The organism is Paenibacillus sp. NMA1017 (assembly GCF_058895805.1).
On record NZ_JBZXYR010000002.1, the window covers coordinates 529,128 to 544,710 of the forward strand.

The 15,583-nt window shown below is 42.2% G+C and carries 27 protein-coding genes and 1 tRNA gene; 6 read left to right on the plus strand and 22 right to left on the minus strand.

Annotation, left to right across the window (positions count from 1 at the left end; all coding sequences use genetic code 11):
• Nucleotides 1–10: 10 nt before the first annotated feature.
• The 6 genes from AC5ELV_RS07545 to AC5ELV_RS07570 form a co-directional block, all read right to left on the minus strand.
• Nucleotides 11–1,015, minus strand: a complete 1,005-nt coding sequence (locus tag AC5ELV_RS07545; RefSeq protein ID WP_493429717.1) for a DNA-methyltransferase — start codon at nt 1,013–1,015, stop codon at nt 11–13.
• A 33-nt stretch (nt 1,016–1,048) separates the two neighbouring features.
• Nucleotides 1,049–1,702, minus strand: coding sequence for a DUF2786 domain-containing protein (locus tag AC5ELV_RS07550; RefSeq protein WP_493429718.1), 654 nt, complete (start codon nt 1,700–1,702; stop codon nt 1,049–1,051).
• 63 nt (nt 1,703–1,765) lie between these two features.
• Complete coding sequence (locus AC5ELV_RS07555; RefSeq protein WP_493429719.1) at nt 1,766–2,437, minus strand: HNH endonuclease; 672 nt, start codon at nt 2,435–2,437, stop codon at nt 1,766–1,768.
• An 84-nt stretch (nt 2,438–2,521) separates the two neighbouring features.
• The gene (locus AC5ELV_RS07560) at nt 2,522–2,704 is read right to left on the minus strand and encodes a hypothetical protein (RefSeq protein ID WP_493429720.1); all 183 of its coding nucleotides are present in this window, start codon (nt 2,702–2,704) and stop codon (nt 2,522–2,524) included.
• Entirely contained in the window at nt 2,701–2,889 is a 189-nt protein-coding gene (locus tag AC5ELV_RS07565) for a hypothetical protein (protein WP_222821819.1), read from the minus strand. The genes AC5ELV_RS07560 and AC5ELV_RS07565 overlap by 4 nt, the downstream gene beginning before the upstream one ends.
• Nucleotides 2,890–3,010: 121 nt before the next feature.
• Entirely contained in the window at nt 3,011–3,172 is a 162-nt protein-coding gene (locus AC5ELV_RS07570) for a hypothetical protein (RefSeq protein WP_493429721.1), read from the minus strand.
• A gap of 165 nt (nt 3,173–3,337) precedes the next feature.
• On the opposite strand from AC5ELV_RS07570, the gene AC5ELV_RS07575 reads away from it, so the two are divergent.
• A complete protein-coding gene (locus AC5ELV_RS07575; protein WP_493429868.1) occupies nt 3,338–3,523 on the plus strand; it encodes a helix-turn-helix domain-containing protein in 186 nt (61 codons plus the stop codon).
• Nucleotides 3,524–3,554: 31 nt separating this feature from the next.
• Here the strand turns inward: AC5ELV_RS07575 and AC5ELV_RS07580 are convergent, their stop codons facing one another.
• From AC5ELV_RS07580 to AC5ELV_RS07645, 14 genes are all read right to left on the minus strand, one after another.
• Nucleotides 3,555–3,782: a hypothetical protein gene (locus AC5ELV_RS07580; protein WP_493429722.1), complete on the minus strand. Its 228-nt coding sequence runs from the start codon at nt 3,780–3,782 to the stop codon at nt 3,555–3,557.
• Nucleotides 3,779–4,093, minus strand: a complete 315-nt coding sequence (locus tag AC5ELV_RS07585) for a hypothetical protein (protein WP_493429723.1) — start codon at nt 4,091–4,093, stop codon at nt 3,779–3,781. Before AC5ELV_RS07585 ends, AC5ELV_RS07580 begins: the two co-directional genes overlap by 4 nt.
• A complete protein-coding gene (locus tag AC5ELV_RS07590) occupies nt 4,044–4,562 on the minus strand; it encodes a DUF1064 domain-containing protein (RefSeq protein WP_493429724.1) in 519 nt (172 codons plus the stop codon). The genes AC5ELV_RS07585 and AC5ELV_RS07590 overlap by 50 nt, the downstream gene beginning before the upstream one ends.
• Nucleotides 4,562–5,692, minus strand: a complete 1,131-nt coding sequence (dnaN, locus tag AC5ELV_RS07595; protein ID WP_493429725.1) for a DNA polymerase III subunit beta — start codon at nt 5,690–5,692, stop codon at nt 4,562–4,564. The genes AC5ELV_RS07590 and dnaN overlap by 1 nt, the downstream gene beginning before the upstream one ends.
• Before the next feature lie 131 nt (nt 5,693–5,823).
• On the minus strand, nt 5,824–6,774 hold the full coding sequence (dnaI, locus tag AC5ELV_RS07600) for a primosomal protein DnaI (RefSeq protein WP_493429726.1): 951 nt from the start codon (nt 6,772–6,774) through the stop codon (nt 5,824–5,826).
• Nucleotides 6,775–6,780: 6 nt separating this feature from the next.
• Nucleotides 6,781–7,791 (minus strand): phage replisome organizer N-terminal domain-containing protein, encoded by a 1,011-nt coding sequence (locus tag AC5ELV_RS07605; RefSeq protein ID WP_493429727.1) that lies wholly within the window; start codon nt 7,789–7,791, stop codon nt 6,781–6,783.
• Between the two features lie 34 nt (nt 7,792–7,825).
• The gene (locus AC5ELV_RS07610; RefSeq protein WP_493429728.1) at nt 7,826–8,233 is read right to left on the minus strand and encodes a hypothetical protein; all 408 of its coding nucleotides are present in this window, start codon (nt 8,231–8,233) and stop codon (nt 7,826–7,828) included.
• 14 nt (nt 8,234–8,247) lie between these two features.
• Nucleotides 8,248–8,946, minus strand: a complete 699-nt coding sequence (locus tag AC5ELV_RS07615) for a hypothetical protein (protein ID WP_069289742.1) — start codon at nt 8,944–8,946, stop codon at nt 8,248–8,250.
• A 60-nt stretch (nt 8,947–9,006) separates the two neighbouring features.
• Entirely contained in the window at nt 9,007–9,390 is a 384-nt protein-coding gene (locus AC5ELV_RS07620; protein WP_493429729.1) for a hypothetical protein, read from the minus strand.
• Between the two features lie 5 nt (nt 9,391–9,395).
• A complete protein-coding gene (locus tag AC5ELV_RS07625; RefSeq protein WP_493429730.1) occupies nt 9,396–9,764 on the minus strand; it encodes a hypothetical protein in 369 nt (122 codons plus the stop codon).
• A gap of 105 nt (nt 9,765–9,869) precedes the next feature.
• Nucleotides 9,870–10,301 carry an ORF6C domain-containing protein gene (locus AC5ELV_RS07630; protein ID WP_493429731.1) on the minus strand — a complete coding sequence of 144 codons (432 nt, stop codon included), beginning with the start codon at nt 10,299–10,301 and terminating at the stop codon, nt 9,870–9,872.
• Nucleotides 10,298–11,419, minus strand: coding sequence for a ParB N-terminal domain-containing protein (locus AC5ELV_RS07635; protein ID WP_493429732.1), 1,122 nt, complete (start codon nt 11,417–11,419; stop codon nt 10,298–10,300). Before AC5ELV_RS07635 ends, AC5ELV_RS07630 begins: the two co-directional genes overlap by 4 nt.
• Before the next feature lie 14 nt (nt 11,420–11,433).
• Nucleotides 11,434–11,706, minus strand: coding sequence for a helix-turn-helix domain-containing protein (locus AC5ELV_RS07640; RefSeq protein ID WP_493429733.1), 273 nt, complete (start codon nt 11,704–11,706; stop codon nt 11,434–11,436).
• Between the two features lie 108 nt (nt 11,707–11,814).
• Nucleotides 11,815–12,081 carry a helix-turn-helix transcriptional regulator gene (locus AC5ELV_RS07645; protein ID WP_493429734.1) on the minus strand — a complete coding sequence of 89 codons (267 nt, stop codon included), beginning with the start codon at nt 12,079–12,081 and terminating at the stop codon, nt 11,815–11,817.
• Nucleotides 12,082–12,186: 105 nt separating this feature from the next.
• Between AC5ELV_RS07645 and AC5ELV_RS07650 the strand changes: the two genes are divergently transcribed.
• The 3 genes from AC5ELV_RS07650 to AC5ELV_RS07660 all read left to right on the plus strand — a co-directional run bounded on the left by AC5ELV_RS07650 (nt 12,187) and on the right by AC5ELV_RS07660 (nt 14,460).
• Nucleotides 12,187–12,609: a helix-turn-helix domain-containing protein gene (locus tag AC5ELV_RS07650; RefSeq protein WP_493429735.1), complete on the plus strand. Its 423-nt coding sequence runs from the start codon at nt 12,187–12,189 to the stop codon at nt 12,607–12,609.
• 9 nt (nt 12,610–12,618) lie between these two features.
• Nucleotides 12,619–13,032, plus strand: a complete 414-nt coding sequence (locus tag AC5ELV_RS07655) for an ImmA/IrrE family metallo-endopeptidase (protein WP_493429736.1) — start codon at nt 12,619–12,621, stop codon at nt 13,030–13,032.
• Between the two features lie 120 nt (nt 13,033–13,152).
• Nucleotides 13,153–14,460: a tyrosine-type recombinase/integrase gene (locus AC5ELV_RS07660; protein WP_493429737.1), complete on the plus strand. Its 1,308-nt coding sequence runs from the start codon at nt 13,153–13,155 to the stop codon at nt 14,458–14,460.
• A 76-nt stretch (nt 14,461–14,536) separates the two neighbouring features.
• Here the strand turns inward: AC5ELV_RS07660 and AC5ELV_RS07665 are convergent.
• Nucleotides 14,537–14,622: transfer RNA gene (locus tag AC5ELV_RS07665), tRNA-Leu, on the minus strand.
• Nucleotides 14,623–14,867: 245 nt separating this feature from the next.
• Between AC5ELV_RS07665 and AC5ELV_RS07670 the strand changes: the two genes are divergently transcribed.
• Together AC5ELV_RS07670 and AC5ELV_RS07675 are read left to right on the plus strand one after the other, a co-directional pair.
• Nucleotides 14,868–15,026 (plus strand): hypothetical protein, encoded by a 159-nt coding sequence (locus AC5ELV_RS07670; protein WP_013311032.1) that lies wholly within the window; start codon nt 14,868–14,870, stop codon nt 15,024–15,026.
• A gap of 129 nt (nt 15,027–15,155) precedes the next feature.
• Nucleotides 15,156–15,344, plus strand: a complete 189-nt coding sequence (locus tag AC5ELV_RS07675; protein WP_493429738.1) for a hypothetical protein — start codon at nt 15,156–15,158, stop codon at nt 15,342–15,344.
• A gap of 75 nt (nt 15,345–15,419) precedes the next feature.
• Here the strand turns inward: AC5ELV_RS07675 and AC5ELV_RS07680 are convergent, their stop codons facing one another.
• Nucleotides 15,420–15,572, minus strand: coding sequence for a hypothetical protein (locus AC5ELV_RS07680; protein WP_165149143.1), 153 nt, complete (start codon nt 15,570–15,572; stop codon nt 15,420–15,422).
• Nucleotides 15,573–15,583 lie beyond the last annotated feature (11 nt).

Sequence of the window (15,583 nt, forward strand, 5' to 3'; positions counted from 1 at the left end):
TGTATCCCCCTTAAAATAGTGACGGCTGTATAATAGCTGTATACCGTTTTGCTATATCCACATTTGCTGCTGACATCTCTATGACAGTACATTTGCGATTGTTTTCATAGGCAACTTTCAGAGTCGTTGCCCTACCTCCGAACGGATCCAGAACCCTTCCTCCTGGTGGTGATCCGGCAAGTATGCAAGGTTCAATTAGTTCCTCAGGAAATACAGCGTAGTGAGCTTCTGAGAAGTTGGCAGTTGCAACAGTCCATACAGACCGTTTGTTTCGTGTTTCGCCGCTACCGACTGCCTTCATTGCCCCGTTTATCTTCGCGCCACCATTCCCCCGGTCGGATCCGCGTTGATTCTCAATGTCTTGTGCTAACCTTGAAATGCTAGATTCCGCCAACGGCTCTTTAATAACTTCATGGTCAAAATAGTATTGCTCTGACTTATTCAGTTGAAAAACATATTCATGGGCTTTGGCTGTGCGATCCGTGACACTCTCTGGCATCGGGTTCGGTTTATGCCAGATGTTATCCATGCGTAAGTACCATCCTTCCGCCTGCAAAGCAAACGCAGCGCGCCAAGGGATACCGACCAAATCCTTGCTTTTTAATCCGGACGGAATCTTTGGTATTTTCGTAAGTGCAGTACCAGGCTCTATTACATAGACCTCTTTTTGAGCAGCTTTATTTTTCCACGCGCCTTTACCACTGCCTGCATAGGTATCCCCCGGGTTTAGCCAAAGTGTGCCGTCTGATCGAAGTAAGCGCCATACTTCCCGGAAGGTAAGCACTATGTGGGCAATGTACATTTCCGGCGTAGGCTCCAGCCCAAGGCATCCGGTCCACTCTGGCACAGTGACAGGTGGCAAGCCCGGCATAGGTGTATATGTCACCTCGGGCCACTCGCTGGCAGGCAGACCATAATCCCTCAATCCCCAATATGGGGGACTGGTTACGCATGTATGAAATGATCCGGCCGGCAGAGTAGGCATAACCTCTATGTTGTTGCCGTGTAGTATCATGTGTCTCTCCCCCTTATGGAGGGCTGTTCCCTCCTAATTAATCATCTTCCCAATAGGATTATTAAAATTTCTTCCGTCTTTATAACCCTGCGACAAAGCTTCATGATCGCTCATTCTATTTATGTTAATAGGTTTAGGGTTTTTCCAACCTGCATTTTCATAAGCAACTTCAACAACCTCATGTCTAACAAGCACCAGCGCTAAACTGTCTTTAGCAATTTGTTCTTTGAATTTTTCACGTAGCCCTTGCAAAAATCCAGTAATGTAATCGTTCTTTATTGCGTTTGCTACTTTTCTTGATGGTGTATGAATTTCTTTTAAATAATTGCTGGAATGGTATCTGATCGCACTTTCAGCAAACTGTTGTACTTCCACGGCAATTGACACATCATCAGGCAGGCCAAGAAATCCAATAGCATAACCTCTTTGGGTGTAGCTGTAACATCTAAAGTTATCCGCTACAATCCATGCCAATTGCTTCTCCCACCACTGAACCCGCACTTTACGAATAGATTTCCGGGTAGCTTCCATAACTGTTTCTTGTTCCGGTCTGACATCAGCGGTGGTAAGACCATGTTTTAGCATAAGGCGCTGCGCCAAAAGCATTGCGGCCTGAGCTTCTTCCGCATTACCGTTATTTTCTGCTAGTTTAAAAGCCTTCTGAATCTTACGGATTGCGTCTTGCATCTGTTGTCCCTCCTTCTTATCCCCTGGGCCTAAAATGTGTTATGTCCTCTCTGCCCTTGGGGGCTAATCTTCAAAACGTTCTCCGTAGCCATAAGATGGAGATTGCCTACTAAAATTCTTCAAAGCGTCGGATATCATATTTGTAAAAATAAGCATTTCTTTATCATCCATAGACTCCAGCAAACGCACTTCTTTAGCTTTCAAAGTTCGTCCTGCCGCTGAAGTAATCAGTTCCATAACTGGTTTCATGGATTCTAGATGCTCTTTCTTCTCAGCTTCCACCCGTTCACGCGCCGCCTGCTTGCGGTTGTACTCTTCCCAATCTTGTTCATCAAACCAGAATCTAGGTCCATAAGTTAATGAATATGTCGTTATCCATCCTTGAAGCTCTTCCTCGTTTGTCTGGATACGATCATGACAGGTATCGCAGACACGCATCGCATTTGTCTTTACACCGCGTCCGCTTCTGCCTCTTGGCATAACGTGATGGGTTTGAGTGGATTTACGACCACACCCACATTGACAGAGGCCTTGTGTCTCTTCTATTAATTCAGTAATTACTTCTGGCGGAAATTCAGCTCGATCAGCCCGTGACGGACGTGATTGGTGGTGAGCAAAGATGTCTTTCTTCCATTCTGGAATCGGCTTTTTGCTTTTCTTTCGCTGCCCAAGGCTGCTGTACGATTTCTTCTCTTTGACTTTTTTCTCCGGTTTCCAGAATGTTTGATGAGACATTCTCCCTCGCCACCTTTCCAACAATTTGAATTCGTTTTTCCTTTGCTCATGCTTATATTTTGTACCTAATCTACTTCTACGCCGTTACGGTTTCACTGCGGATTTTAGAGATTCTAACAAACCTGCATCCTCTAAAACGGAATAATGTTTGTACCTTTCTTCTGTTGTTACACGCACTTCGCTTATCGTATGAGAAGCATAGAAGGCTACGGCCTGCTGTACTTCGATAGGCTCCTCATCAAGCTTGTTCAAGTCGAGCTTTTTCATGAACTACTCTCCCTTGCAAGGCGATTATATTTTTCTTCAAAATTATGTTTTATCTCAGGTGGTAAGGTATCAATAGCCTCATTCCATATGTTTAATAATTCGCTGTTACATGAAGCAAACTTTTGTATATCCACGTAACGTTCCACCAATGCTGTAGTGAACTCATCCATTTCTTGTTCTGTCATACACCATGCCTCCATTACGTTTTTGGTTCCAGTACAATGTTGCTCTTTTGGATACAGTGTTGCGTATCAAATCATTCAGCGTAGGAAAAGTTTCCTGAACTGATCTTGGCTTGTGCCAACCTCACCGGATAATCCCGGTGAACGCTCTGAGCTTAATGACCTGTTTATACTCGCTCAGACGAGTTTTTAATTCTTTGATCCAAATTGTAAGCAGGACGAAACTCCATTCGAATTCCCAAAAACCATCTTGCCAGAACACCCATTGCTTGTATGTTTTTCTCATGAAAATATACCTCCTCAAATTCGATATCGTATTTTGAATATTTATTGATTGTCCTAATAATATACGATATCGAATATTAAGTCAACATGCCTTGCTAAAAATTATTCGCTATCGTATAATTCGGCTGAGAGGTGAAGTACATTGTTTAAAGTGAAACCGAATCTGATGCCCTTATTAAAAAAGAAAGGTATCATTCAAACGGAATTGTCTGAAATGACTGGAATTCCACAAGGTTCAATTAGTAGATTTGATAAAAATAGTCGCCATGAAGCCTGGCATTTATTCGCTATCGCTAAAGCGCTAGATGTTACGATTGAAGATTTGTTTATTACTGAGGAGCAAGAGGATTAATTAAGAACCCTCTATGCTCCTTTTGTTTTGCCTAGATCGGATTAAGAAGTCTTTCAAGCCGTATAACCTCTTTCTGGAGGTACTGAATTAAATCAGCTGCCTCCTCCAGCGCCATGAGCTTCCAGTCATAGGCTATATCTGGTACCTGGTCTATGGTGGTTCCATACTTTTTTAGACCTTTCTCATTTTGTTTGTCCAGCAATTCTATGATCCGTTGTGTGACCTCTGGACGTTCAATTTCATTTTGAGAGCGTTTCATTTAGTTCCCTCCTCTGTTCTCGGTAGAATAAGCGTATCGCCATAATACTCCATCTCTGCCTGATTAGGGTCAATCACTGGTCCCCAATGATTATTAGCTTGCATGATACGAACAATATCAGCTGCATATGTTTCGTCGGTGTTAACTACCAGATAGGTATTTAAAGCTGGCTTCCCACTCAGATGTCGCATCTCTTGGATTTTCCAAAGAATACGGGATAACTCACTTTTATCCCGATCATCCAGGTAATTCTCAGCATCCTCATTTTTGATTACGGTGAATTTGACTTTCATTCCGTCCAATTCTGACATTTTTAATCTCTCCTTCGGCTCGTTTTACTAATTTATTGATTGCTCGTTTTCGTTCTGCCCGTTCTTTCTTGGCCTGCCGTGTAGGGATAAATTCGCCACGCCGCTTAACAAGTATTTCAATTGGTAAAGTCGGGTATTTTCGTTGGAACAGCTTCAGTTTCACTCTAAAGGTAGCCGTTTCTACTCCCTTTATGTCAATTACTCGCTGGCTTCCATCAAGATCAGTAACAAGGAAATCTGCAATGTAGGTCACCTTCGGGCTTTCTTGTAAGATGTATTTGGGCTGACAGACAAAATCCTTTATTTCCCCCAACTGCTTTAGCAAAAGCAATTCCTGATAGTACTCACCTTCCATTTTGCTGTCGAAGCGAATACCAGTCACATTAAGGTTATATTTCTTTACCAACCATTCCTCGAATAGTGTTCCATCGGCGGTAACAATTACTTTTTTTGCATTGTATTTACTCATCAGTCCGCCGTCCTATATGGTTGTACTACATGAACGCTTTGAGAATCATCGTTGCTAAGAATAAAAATTGATTTCGTTTTCCCGGTGAAAACCAGTGTTGCTTTATCTCCATCCAGCGCTTTTAATGCATCAATTGCATATTTAGAATTTAAAGAAACAGTTAGATCCGGTCCTGCAAATTTAATAGGTACTATGCTCTCACTTGCCTTACCAGTTTGTTTCCCTTTGCCCCGAATATTTATCTCCTTTTCAGTTACATCCAACACAACTGTGTTGTTTTTCTCTTCTTTAGCTAGGGTGTAAATAAGTTCAACAGACTCTAAGAATTCTTGTTTGTTTATCTCAATCTTTGTGCAGTTAGCTGGGACAATGACCATTTGTTGTACGTCAGGATATGCCCCTTCCAAAACACGCGAGTAAAATGTAAATCTTTCTGTGCGAATGAATGCATAAACTACCTGACCATCGTTCGCCTTTGAAAACCCGAATTGTATATCATCCTTATCCGTTATGATCTTCTGCAATTCAATAAGACCTCTGGCTTCAATTACAGCACTTCCAAAATCGCCTGCTTCAACATCCTTCTCGGTTTTCGAAAGCCGATGCCGATTGGTTGCTTCCATTCCTATTTTCCCGTTCTTGAGGTAGACATTAGCTCCGGTTATAATCGGCATGCTTTTGCCATCAATGTCTGCCGCAAAGATTGCCTTTTTGAATAATCCCCTTAGGTCTTTACCTGCAATTTCAATATATTCATTGTCATTTATTGAAGGAGGAGGAGGGAATTCCTCGGGGTCTAACCCAGCCATTTCAATTTCTTTATTCCGGGATGTGATAATTACATTCAGGCCATCTTCAGACTCTATTCGAACCTCGCCATTTAATTTCTTGAGCATTTCCAAAAACAGTTTAGGCAGTACCACTTTGCCGATCCGTTCAATTCGAACATGCTCTTCGAAAATATAAGACTGTATCGTAGCTCTATCGTCAGTTCCCGTTACGGTTAGCCCCTCTTGGTTAGCTTCGATTAAGAAACATCCAAGTATCGGCATAATACTCTTCGTTGAAACGGCTTTGCTTGCATCTTCCAAAGCCTCAGCCAACAATGCACTGTCCACTACTATATTCATAAGGTTTGACCTCCTCCTTCGAACTGTCCTTTTTAGCATTTGGGTTACATTCCGTGCATGGACCTAATATCATCATGGAGCCGAGAAACTGATACGCTACCTTACTACCGCCGCATGTTCTGCACATATGCTTACCCCCTACGTCTATTCCGTCCACCTACTGGCAGTATTTTTACAAATGGTTCAATCCGCTCGATAATTCGCGCCGCTTTCTTCTCATTCTGCTCACTAGGCTTGCTGTCTTTTGGATTCGCCAAATGCTGTTTCAACTCACTCATGGTTAAATTCGATGTGTAGATCGTCGTTAGGCGTTCCATACGTCGCTGAAGTATCGGTCCCAGGACTTCATCCCTTGTCCAAGTCGTTAATGACTCGGCCCCAATATCATCCAATATCAACACAGGAACTGTCCTCAAAGCATCAAGCTTACTTTCAACAGTTTCTGTCTTTGAACCAATCGCATCCTTGACCTCCAGTAGGAAATCAGGAACATAGACCATCAGTACGCTTACGTCACGCTTAGCCAACTCTTGTGCAATGGCTCCAACAATCCGACTTTTGCCTACACCCATCCGACCGTAAAAGTACAAACCTTTTGTTGTTTCACCTGGTACAAATTCATCACAAAAGTTTATTGCCGCCGCAATTGCAGATATCCGCTGTGGGTCAGGTTCAATGTCTTCAAAGGTGGCATTCAGGATGTGAGCCGGGATGTAGTGGCTCTTGATCCTCTGACCTATTCCTTTTTCTCTTTCGTAAGCAGCTAGCAATGGACATTTCTGAAGTCGGAAGACCAGTTCGTCAGCTTTGGTCGGGTTAGGCTCCGCAACGCTTGTATGGCCCTTCTGTTCGTTCTGGCAAGCCAGCAAACCCGGACACTCGCTGCATTTATCGCAATAGGATATATGCTGTGACAGATCTCTATATCGTTTGGGTTCTGTCAAATCGTCCGTTCTGTCTGGAAACTCAGCTTTCAGCCGATGAACCTCAGGATGGTTTGCTAGACGTTCCAGCACCGCAGCCTGTCTCTTGGCAAAACCAGCGGGTATTAATGCCTTTAATTCTTTGCCGAAGCTCTCCATATGGCATCAACCTCCCTGTTTAGCCCTCAGTTTTGCAAGCATATCCGCAATATCTACTTTTGTGTATTCACTTGACGGCATATCTTGAGGTTCATCCATAACAGGCAAAGGACTTTCGGCTCTCTCCCCTTTAGCAACATCCTCCCGCAAAGCGTGTAAGGAAAAAATGATAGTCGCACAATAACTCAGACTTCGTATCCCATCGCGTTTATGTTTAGGTTTAAATTTATCAAAGGACTGATCAATTCCGTCCAAAGCGGTTTGAAGCGGTACACCAGCAGCTAGCAATTCATCAATGCTCGTTTCGTCGGCTGCTGTAATGTATAATCCTTTCCCCCTGCGCTGTAGGTACTTGTTGGCAACGGCGTTGTGATAATCTAGTTCCGCAGATGATATTTCGTCCTGTCCAGAGTCGGCATCTGTTTCAGGAGTGACAGGAACGGTATCCTGTCGGGTGAACGGTATCCCCTCATCTTCGGATTTGATTTCAGTCTCGGGCGTTAAACAACAACAACTTTCTTTTTCTAGTTCTAAATCTAATTCTTTATCTGTTTCGTTACCGACCGTTACTGTAACGTTACCAGTAGCGTTTCCTGTAACAGGAGGATCTGCTTCACCTGAACCAAGCTGCTTCTGCTTATCCCGATATTTTTGAACCCTCTTTTTAGTTTGTTCCCTGACCTTCTCCATTCCGTCCACATTCTGATGCTTCTCCCAGTTAGGCAGAAAGAAAGCTCCTTGCTCTGAAACTTCCAGCATCCCGAATCTTTCAAAGATGGATAGAGCCATTTTTATAACTGGCAGCGGCCTCTTGATCACTGAAATCAACATATCCTCTGTATATGGAATGGTTTCGGTCAGCATGATGTAACCGCCCATATTTGATCTACCTGTCATGGTCATTAGTTTGAGCCATATAACAATGATCGTGTCAGCTTCGGGCATATCTTCGATGATTTTAATTTTTTCGTCGTCAAACATGCCAGTACTGAGCTTGATCCATTTTATTTCTGCCATGTTTCAACCTCTTCTCAGCTTTTGAATCATAAGCCTACCTGTTTGCGTTGGCGTTGTTTCCAAACTCCGCTAGCAGAACCTTGAGGCTGTATTTTAAAGAGTTTATTACCTGGTCATTACTTTCCACAGCATTATTCCAGCGGACCTTATCAGCTTCTGCATCTGCTTCTTGGATGCGAAGTTCAATTACCGCCAATTCCGCACGCTGCTCCCTTAGGTTCTTTGCTGCAATATACGCTTCAGCATAAACACGCTTCCTCTCAGCATATTTCTTCTTATAATCCCTTACGGCCTCAGCTGCCTTGCGCCCCAGAAGAATCTGGACTTCGGTCAATAATTCAATCTTACGTGCCAGTGTAGCAGGGTAATCATGGCTGCATTGATCCGCAAGACTATAAAGCTCTCCGAGCGTATATTGTTTTTGTAGAGACAATGCAGCCACTCCTTAACCCTCTATTAATATTCTTCGCCGTAATAAGTATCAACTTCGTCTTCATCCACGATAACCTTGGCTCCAGTCGCAAAAATTTGGAACATCAATTTTTCAAAATGGTAGAACGATGTCATAATATCTTTGTTATTGGAAAGGTTCTGACCATCAATTTTAGAGTCATAGACGTGTCCTTCTTTGTCCAAGTGGAGTTGATATTTGTATCTGTACTTTGACTTTTCAGAACCCCACGAATCTCTACTTTCGCTTTCTGGATCAAAATAGATGTGACGATACCCATCCTCCTCGCCTTCCAAAATGAAAGATATTTTTTCACCATCTCGTTCATGGTCATCATTCTCATCTTTCTTCATTGCTTCAATCAATTCAGACAACTTGTATTCAGGTTTAATACCGACAAGCATTTGTTCCATGTTTTCTTTAATTTTTTGCACACCTTGAATATGGAGAGCCGCATTCAGCTGAGATTTAACTTCATTCAAAACCATGAGGTTATATCCGCTTATACCCAGTTTTCTCATATCGATTTGCAATTGCTCTTTTACATGATTTTCTAACTCTTTACGGAAATCTCCGTAACTGCCAAAGTAATCTTCTATCACTTTTTTGATAGTAGTCTCAAGTTGCTTTTTAATGACCTCCTCAACAAAACCGTCTTTTTGAATTGTTTGCATCGCATCATTTACCAAATTATTTAAGTTCATATTATTACGCTCCTATTTTCAATTTTTAAATTACGTGATATACTGCCGTTGAAATGTTTCTTAAATGATCGTGTTGGTAGCACGATTGTTTGTCTGGGCTTCTCTGTCTATTCTTTTGCGGTATAACTTACGGCAATAGTAATTACAGAAAAGTCCTTCTTCGTTTGGAGCAGGGTGTTTCTGACCATCGAATACCTCTTTCCCACAATGATTGCAGCAGCCTATTCCTTTGCCGGATATCTTGTATCCTGATGCCTTAGGAGCCTCTAGCCCTTCATATTCTTCGTTTTTGAACTGCTCCAACTCAATTAATTGGGCAGTAAGCAGATCTATTTGGGCATGAATTTCGTCATTAGGTAATCCGAATTTAACAGCATCAATACTATCCTCGTACAATTCCCGTAGTTGCGCTCTAAGCGCCCTAGACTGTTTATGCTCGTCCAACTCTCTCAGCTCCATATCTCCGCTTCAAGTTCGGATATTCTAGTTTTTAATTGCCTTTCTTGTTCCTTCAAAGGTTTCATCTTCTGGATACAAACATGATTAGGCCATGGACTATCTGTAACAGCATATTGAGTTTTATAAATGACCTGAAGCTTTTGTTCAATAAGTTCTTTTTCCTTTTGAAGAGAAAGCTTTTTCTTATCCTGCTCTGTCAGCTCTAGCATCTCAATATCTACTGCATGTTGACAATTCAACCAGCAATGCATAAGTAATACAGCGGATATAAGTGAGTCTGCTGGTTGATATAACGTAAACTTTTGCCCTTCATCATCTACGACTGGTACTGAGTAAATGGTTTGTGTCTGGCTGCTCATTTTGATTTCGCCTCACGCTGGATATTACGAACGATAATGGCATGTTGCAATGGATTACCAAACCAGATACGAGCCAGCTCTGGAAGAGTCATGTCGAAACCTCCTTTAGATATAGTCTTCGGGACGAAAATCTTGGACAAAATAAATCGCATCGGCGTAATCTATGCGCCGGATGTGGCTGTACTTTGCCACGCTGAACATGATTTTCAGCTTACTCCAGATCATCCGACGATATTTCCCAACCATCTCATTAAATTTGCCGTCCGTTTCCTGGTAACGATCTTTCGTGAGTGCGTTGGATCTGATTCTTACTGCATCCTGTAACTGATAGCATTCAGCATCCGTCAGGGTTACACTATCCCGAACCTCCTGAACCATCATCTGAACTTCTTCCACTTTTTCAGTTACATCCAAATGCATTTGCTTAATACCGTCCACAAGTCCACGAATTGCCATGCCTTGAGCCTCTGTCAGTTGCATTTGCTTTTCGACAACAGACAAGAAATCAGGCTGTTGATTAGGGTTAATTAATGTCATTTCTCTACCGCCCTTCTGCCATCTACGGCTGGTCGAATCTGTTCAACAAAGGCTTCCAGCATGTCCAAGCTTTCGGACAACCGCTTCTTTTCAGAACTACTTGCACTACCTATTGCACCCAGCATGAATGAGGTAATTCCGACCTTTTGTAGAAACTGCTTTACATGGATGCTGACTTGAATCGTATTGCTATCAGCCTCAAAACGAAGTTTCTTCATCTGAGCTGCTGCCTGCTGTTCATCGAAATCGTCCGGTTGCTGGAGCTTGATAGTCTCAAGTTCTTCCTTAGCTCTTTGATAGCCACCTCGCAACTGTTCTATTTTAAGACGCTCAGCCTCCAAATCTTCTTTGAGCTTGCCTTTCCAGTATTCGTCACGCTGCTTGAGTTGTGCTTCGGCTTCTTTTTCCTTCTGCCGGATGAATACAGTGGTTTCTTCCTCATGACGCTCTACAGCAGCAGATACGGCATCCTCAAGTTGATCCACAGGAATGGCATCTTTGTACTGTCTTTGCAACTCAAGCTTGTCAAGTTCTGCTTTCTCCGCTCTCTCTTCGGCTTCACGGACAGCGGCCTCCAACCGGGTTTTTGTCTCCACGAACGCTTTATGAGTGCTAATCAATCCTTCATCAAGCTGCTGGATAATCTCCGGTGTGGCATTCTCAGCGATGAACTTCGCCTTATCGTACTGTCTGCCAGAGCCGAACCCTGCTTGATCCGCTACAATGTCTCGTACTTGCCCGGTAGGTTGGTCAGGAAAATTTTCCGTACCTCCAGCCATGCGCTCTTTGGCTTTCAAACGTTCGGCCTCTTCAAGTCGCCGCGCCCATTCTACTCGTTCAGAAAAAGTGAACTCTTTACGATGTTCATTTTCAGAAATCTCAAGCTGAAGCTGATGTTCAAAGTCTTTGATTTCCATAATTCTTACTGTCACTTCTGAGCGTCCAAGGAACTGATGCGCTCTCAAACGCCGCTCTCCGGCAATTAGCTGATAATCCGGTGTTACTACAATAGGGTTTATAAGTCCGTTTTGTTCTATATCCCGTGCCAGTTCTTCGATTCCGCCGAAGTCTTTGCGGATGCGATCACTGACTTTGATTTTGTTAATGTCAATTTGCAAGTTGATTCTCCTTCCTAAGACCGATAATTAACTTTATCCTGTTCCCTTCCCCAGGCATCTAAAGCTGCGGAGCTGAACACAATCCTAGTTCCGTATCTCCTATGCGGAATTTGTTTCTTTTTACACATGTTGTAGAGCAATTTCTCCGAGATACCAAGATATTCGGCAGCTTGTTCCACATTTAATCTTTTATCTGTAGCTGTATTCAACCTTTCCATTAATCGTTTTTCGGCTGCGGCAACTTGAACAGCAACAATTTCGTTGATCGCTTGTTCAATAGCTGTCATAAAATCCTCCTTCTCGGTGTATAGTAATTAATAATTACGTAACCAACAAAAAAAATATTCAAATAAACGTAATTATCTATTGCGAAAGTGTTGGTTACGGTATATAATCTATTTGTGCATGAGGCTTACTGGTTCGGGTCTTTCACCGGATAAATCTTTCCAACAATCATAAACATCTGTTTTAAAATAGCGTGCTATTTTAAACATTAAACTTACACCAGGTGTTGCTAGACCTTTCTCTAGATGTCTCAAGTAAGTTTCAGAGATATCCAGTTCTGAAGCCACCTTTCTTTGGGTGCCAACCTCTTGTCTTAATTCGATTAATCTGAGTCTAGGGAGGCTTTCTTCAGATTTTGTTATATTACTTTTCTTCATTGGTATTCACCTCCAATCTTCCGTAACTGAATATTACCATGTAATTGATAATTACGCAAGTGTCACTTACGTAATTTATAAATCTTTTTTAGGCGGTGTATTTGTATGTCCTCTTTGGGCGAAAGAATTAAAGCTTTGCGAGAAAAAATGGGGTTGACACAAGATGATTTAGCTGATGCTTTGGATATGAATAGAGCTAATATTTCGAATTATGAGCGAGGAACAATCACTAAAATACCCAGCAATATTTTGGGGAAGCTCGCAGATGTATTAAACACCAACGCAGATTATTTGCTTGGAAGAATTGATGATGCTGCACCGAAAACATACTCCATACCTTCCTGGGCATCCCCTAAAGACGTACGAGATTTCAAGACAATGCTCTTAGAAGATGGCCCTATTATGTTTGATGGTGTACCAATTGAAGAAGAAGATCGACAAAAGGTACTTCGCGTCATGGAGGCTATGTTCTGGGATATCAAAGAGAAAAACAAGAAGACCTACGGACGAAAGAAAAAAGACGAGTAGGTGCAGCCTATGGACGCTACTATTGATAAACTCATAAAGAAATTCAAAACAAATAATCCTTATGAGATAGCCTATGGTCTGAATATCATTATTTATCATGCAGATTTGGGCCGATCAACCAAGGGGATGTATTACAGAAAAATGAGAAGAAGATGTATCGTGATACACAATAACCTGGATGAGAATTGGAAGCGCATGGTCTGTGCTCATGAACTTGCTCATGACCAACTACATCCGGGTTTAAATAGATTTTGGCTTGATCAGAATGCATTTTTTAACACTGGAAAATACGAGAGACAAGCCAATATATTCGCTTTGAAGCTACTTACACATGGCATAGATCAATATATCGACGAATCCATTTCACATTATTATTTGAGATGCGGAATTCCTCTCGAACTACATAAATTATTTATCCAGTAGTCATTATGGAATGATGGTAGTTTTTCCATGCACAAAAACAGAACATACGTTCCTATTAAGGAGGTGATTTAACTGATATAGGTCGTTAGAATCAGGATAGAATTAGGAAGGAGTTACACTATGGCTAAAGGAAGTATAGAAAAACGAGGAGAAAATACTTGGCGGTTAACAGTAGACCTCGGCCTAAATGCTGACGGCACCCGCAACCGACCACGTACATCTATCACAATTGAAGAGCCGGCATTAATGAAACTGTCTGTAAAATGCGCAAAATTATCGGAAGCCCCGAAAAAATTAAGAGAATATCTGGATGATCATTTGGCGGATTTCAAACGAGAAGTATTAAGCGGAAATTATATTGCGCCATCAAAAATGACTTTCAAGGACTTTTACGAAAATGAATGGAAACCAAAACATGCTGTGATTGAATATAAAAACGGCACCACTCTAAAATCACATTGTTCGAAAATCAACAATCACGTATTACCGACGATTGGACACAAACTACTTGATGAGATAACGACGATGGAATTGGTTAAGCTGTTTACTGATCTACGGAAACCAGGTGCTCGCGTCGACAAACGAGGAGGCAAAGACCAACTATCGTCTCGCACGGTGCAATATGCATATGATGTTACGATGAACATTTTTAAACGGTCTGTTGAATGGACCGTTATCAAAACAAACCCAATGGATGGTGTTAAGCGACCTCAAATCAGCAAAGAGAATAAGAAGGTGCGAAAGGATCGGAAAAATTACTACGAAGAAGATGAAGCGACAGCTGTAATTGATGCGCTACTTGAAACTAAATCGGTATGGCGTATGTATTTCCTTGCGGCAATTATCGGAGGTTTTAGACGCGGAGAGTTAATTGCACTTGAAATTGATGACTGCGACTTTGTGAATTGTAGGCTGCGGATTGACGAGAGCATATCAAACACCGAGGACGGTCAGGCCGACATAACGGACACTAAGAACGAAGCATCAAACGATTATGTGGACATGCCTCTGTGGTATATGGAAGAGTTGGCTGCTCACATCAAAGCGTGCCGGAAGCTAAAAATGAAACTGATGGACAAGTGGCAAGGTGGCGACCGCAATTTCGTATTCCATTCCGGCTACGGCAAGCCTTACTACCATACTACACCGACACAACGGTGGAAAGATTGGTGTGAGAAAAACGGGTTTCGATATGTAACCCTGCACGGTCTGCGGCATACGAATGCAACGTACTTATTAGAGCAAGGAGCATCTATAAAAGAAATTCAACATCGACTGAGACATGCTACATCGCAAGTCACCAGCGATACGTATGCCCACGTAACAAAAAGGCTCAGCCGCAAGACCGCTTCGCACCTTGATAAGTTCGATCCGAGAATCCGTCCCCAATCCGTCCCCAACGGCAAAAACGACGCTCATTCTTCTTGATTTTGTCGATTCTAAAAGTCCCATACAAAAACAAAAGATCCCTTATGTATCAAGGGATCTCAGGTGCTTTTCTGAATGCCGAGGACCGGGATCGAACCGGTACGGTAGTCACCTACCGCAGGATTTTAAGTCCTGTGCGTCTGCCAATTCCGCCACCCCGGCATAAACTTAGGAACGCTAATCTTTACACTTACTTGTCTTACAAGTATCTGAGAAACATACATCTGATATGAACTGTTCTCGTTATGTAAATGTCGTTCAATTGGGCACCAACATATAATACGATAATTTTATCGGTTTGTAAAGTGTTTTTTTAAAAAATAATAAAATTTTCTTTTTGTATAACTTGTGCGCATTTGAATTACACTAATAAACGTCTTTCCAAACTACCAGAAGGGGTGTTACGAATGCGTGAAGGTATGATTCCAGCTGTTCTTGGAACGGTAGTATCGGCTTCAGGCGCTGTGCTGCTGAGCAGTAAGTACAAACTTGCAGCTACAGGCATTCTCGGTTTCGGACTGGCTCATGTTGTTCTGGGAGCGATTGATCTGATTGAGCATCGCTAGTCGTTTGGGAAGTACCGGGCGGGATTCAACCCCTCCCGGTTTTATTTTTATCAACGTTTAGTCTGGAGCACAAGCGTTTATGTAAAGTGTAGAAGCTGAATATACCTAATAAAGGAGCTGTGATGTGCCATGAGAGATAATAACTCTGAAAAGAATCGTACTGATGATCAAATCGAACATAAACATTCCTTGGACAAGCGCGAGCCAGGATTTAATCGTATTCCTGACGCCGATGCAGATACACCTGCTGCTACCGATATGATTGATGAAGCCATAGGCCACGGGATAGACAAGTTGCGTAACGATTTCACAAAATAAAGCATGGGTAATAGGACATGGGTTTTTCAACAGCTCTTAATTCATCATTTTGATATGTACAGTGATTTCGTAAAATCACTTAAAGATCAGCATGATCCAGCCTATGATCGAGATCCACAGCACGATGCTGATTAAGAGTCCACACATGATACCAAAAGAGAAATTACCTTCATTCTTCGGCATAGTACTGCCAAATTTCAATCTAAGCTTCATTTGATTCCAGTTCATAGAACCCCCTC

What these genes read in the sequence shown, in the direction of transcription:
- AC5ELV_RS07645 (WP_493429734.1), bottom strand. Translation starts at nt 12,081, where the DNA reads ATGAAGAAAAGTAATATAACAAAATCTGAAGAAAGCCTCCCTAGACTC.
- AC5ELV_RS07630 (WP_493429731.1), bottom strand. Translation starts at nt 10,301, where the DNA reads ATGACATTAATTAACCCTAATCAACAGCCTGATTTCTTGTCTGTTGTC.
- AC5ELV_RS07580 (WP_493429722.1), bottom strand. Translation starts at nt 3,782, where the DNA reads ATGAAACGCTCTCAAAATGAAATTGAACGTCCAGAGGTCACACAACGG.
- AC5ELV_RS07625 (WP_493429730.1), bottom strand. Translation starts at nt 9,764, where the DNA reads ATGAGCAGCCAGACACAAACCATTTACTCAGTACCAGTCGTAGATGAT.
- AC5ELV_RS07570 (WP_493429721.1), bottom strand. Translation starts at nt 3,172, where the DNA reads ATGAGAAAAACATACAAGCAATGGGTGTTCTGGCAAGATGGTTTTTGG.
- AC5ELV_RS07615 (WP_069289742.1), bottom strand. Translation starts at nt 8,946, where the DNA reads ATGAACTTAAATAATTTGGTAAATGATGCGATGCAAACAATTCAAAAA.
- AC5ELV_RS07555 (WP_493429719.1), bottom strand. Translation starts at nt 2,437, where the DNA reads ATGTCTCATCAAACATTCTGGAAACCGGAGAAAAAAGTCAAAGAGAAG.
- AC5ELV_RS07590 (WP_493429724.1), bottom strand. Translation starts at nt 4,562, where the DNA reads ATGAGTAAATACAATGCAAAAAAAGTAATTGTTACCGCCGATGGAACA.
- AC5ELV_RS07640 (WP_493429733.1), bottom strand. Translation starts at nt 11,706, where the DNA reads ATGACAGCTATTGAACAAGCGATCAACGAAATTGTTGCTGTTCAAGTT.
- AC5ELV_RS07605 (WP_493429727.1), bottom strand. Translation starts at nt 7,791, where the DNA reads ATGGCAGAAATAAAATGGATCAAGCTCAGTACTGGCATGTTTGACGAC.
- AC5ELV_RS07680 (WP_165149143.1), bottom strand. Translation starts at nt 15,572, where the DNA reads ATGAACTGGAATCAAATGAAGCTTAGATTGAAATTTGGCAGTACTATG.
- AC5ELV_RS07660 (WP_493429737.1), top strand. Translation starts at nt 13,153, where the DNA reads ATGGCTAAAGGAAGTATAGAAAAACGAGGAGAAAATACTTGGCGGTTA.
- dnaN (WP_493429725.1), bottom strand. Translation starts at nt 5,692, where the DNA reads ATGAATATAGTAGTGGACAGTGCATTGTTGGCTGAGGCTTTGGAAGAT.
- dnaI (WP_493429726.1), bottom strand. Translation starts at nt 6,774, where the DNA reads ATGGAGAGCTTCGGCAAAGAATTAAAGGCATTAATACCCGCTGGTTTT.
- AC5ELV_RS07545 (WP_493429717.1), bottom strand. Translation starts at nt 1,015, where the DNA reads ATGATACTACACGGCAACAACATAGAGGTTATGCCTACTCTGCCGGCC.
- AC5ELV_RS07550 (WP_493429718.1), bottom strand. Translation starts at nt 1,702, where the DNA reads ATGCAAGACGCAATCCGTAAGATTCAGAAGGCTTTTAAACTAGCAGAA.
- AC5ELV_RS07560 (WP_493429720.1), bottom strand. Translation starts at nt 2,704, where the DNA reads ATGAAAAAGCTCGACTTGAACAAGCTTGATGAGGAGCCTATCGAAGTA.
- AC5ELV_RS07585 (WP_493429723.1), bottom strand. Translation starts at nt 4,093, where the DNA reads ATGTCAGAATTGGACGGAATGAAAGTCAAATTCACCGTAATCAAAAAT.
- AC5ELV_RS07655 (WP_493429736.1), top strand. Translation starts at nt 12,619, where the DNA reads ATGGACGCTACTATTGATAAACTCATAAAGAAATTCAAAACAAATAAT.
- AC5ELV_RS07565 (WP_222821819.1), bottom strand. Translation starts at nt 2,889, where the DNA reads ATGACAGAACAAGAAATGGATGAGTTCACTACAGCATTGGTGGAACGT.
- AC5ELV_RS07670 (WP_013311032.1), top strand. Translation starts at nt 14,868, where the DNA reads ATGCGTGAAGGTATGATTCCAGCTGTTCTTGGAACGGTAGTATCGGCT.
- AC5ELV_RS07675 (WP_493429738.1), top strand. Translation starts at nt 15,156, where the DNA reads ATGAGAGATAATAACTCTGAAAAGAATCGTACTGATGATCAAATCGAA.
- AC5ELV_RS07650 (WP_493429735.1), top strand. Translation starts at nt 12,187, where the DNA reads ATGTCCTCTTTGGGCGAAAGAATTAAAGCTTTGCGAGAAAAAATGGGG.
- AC5ELV_RS07575 (WP_493429868.1), top strand. Translation starts at nt 3,338, where the DNA reads ATGCCCTTATTAAAAAAGAAAGGTATCATTCAAACGGAATTGTCTGAA.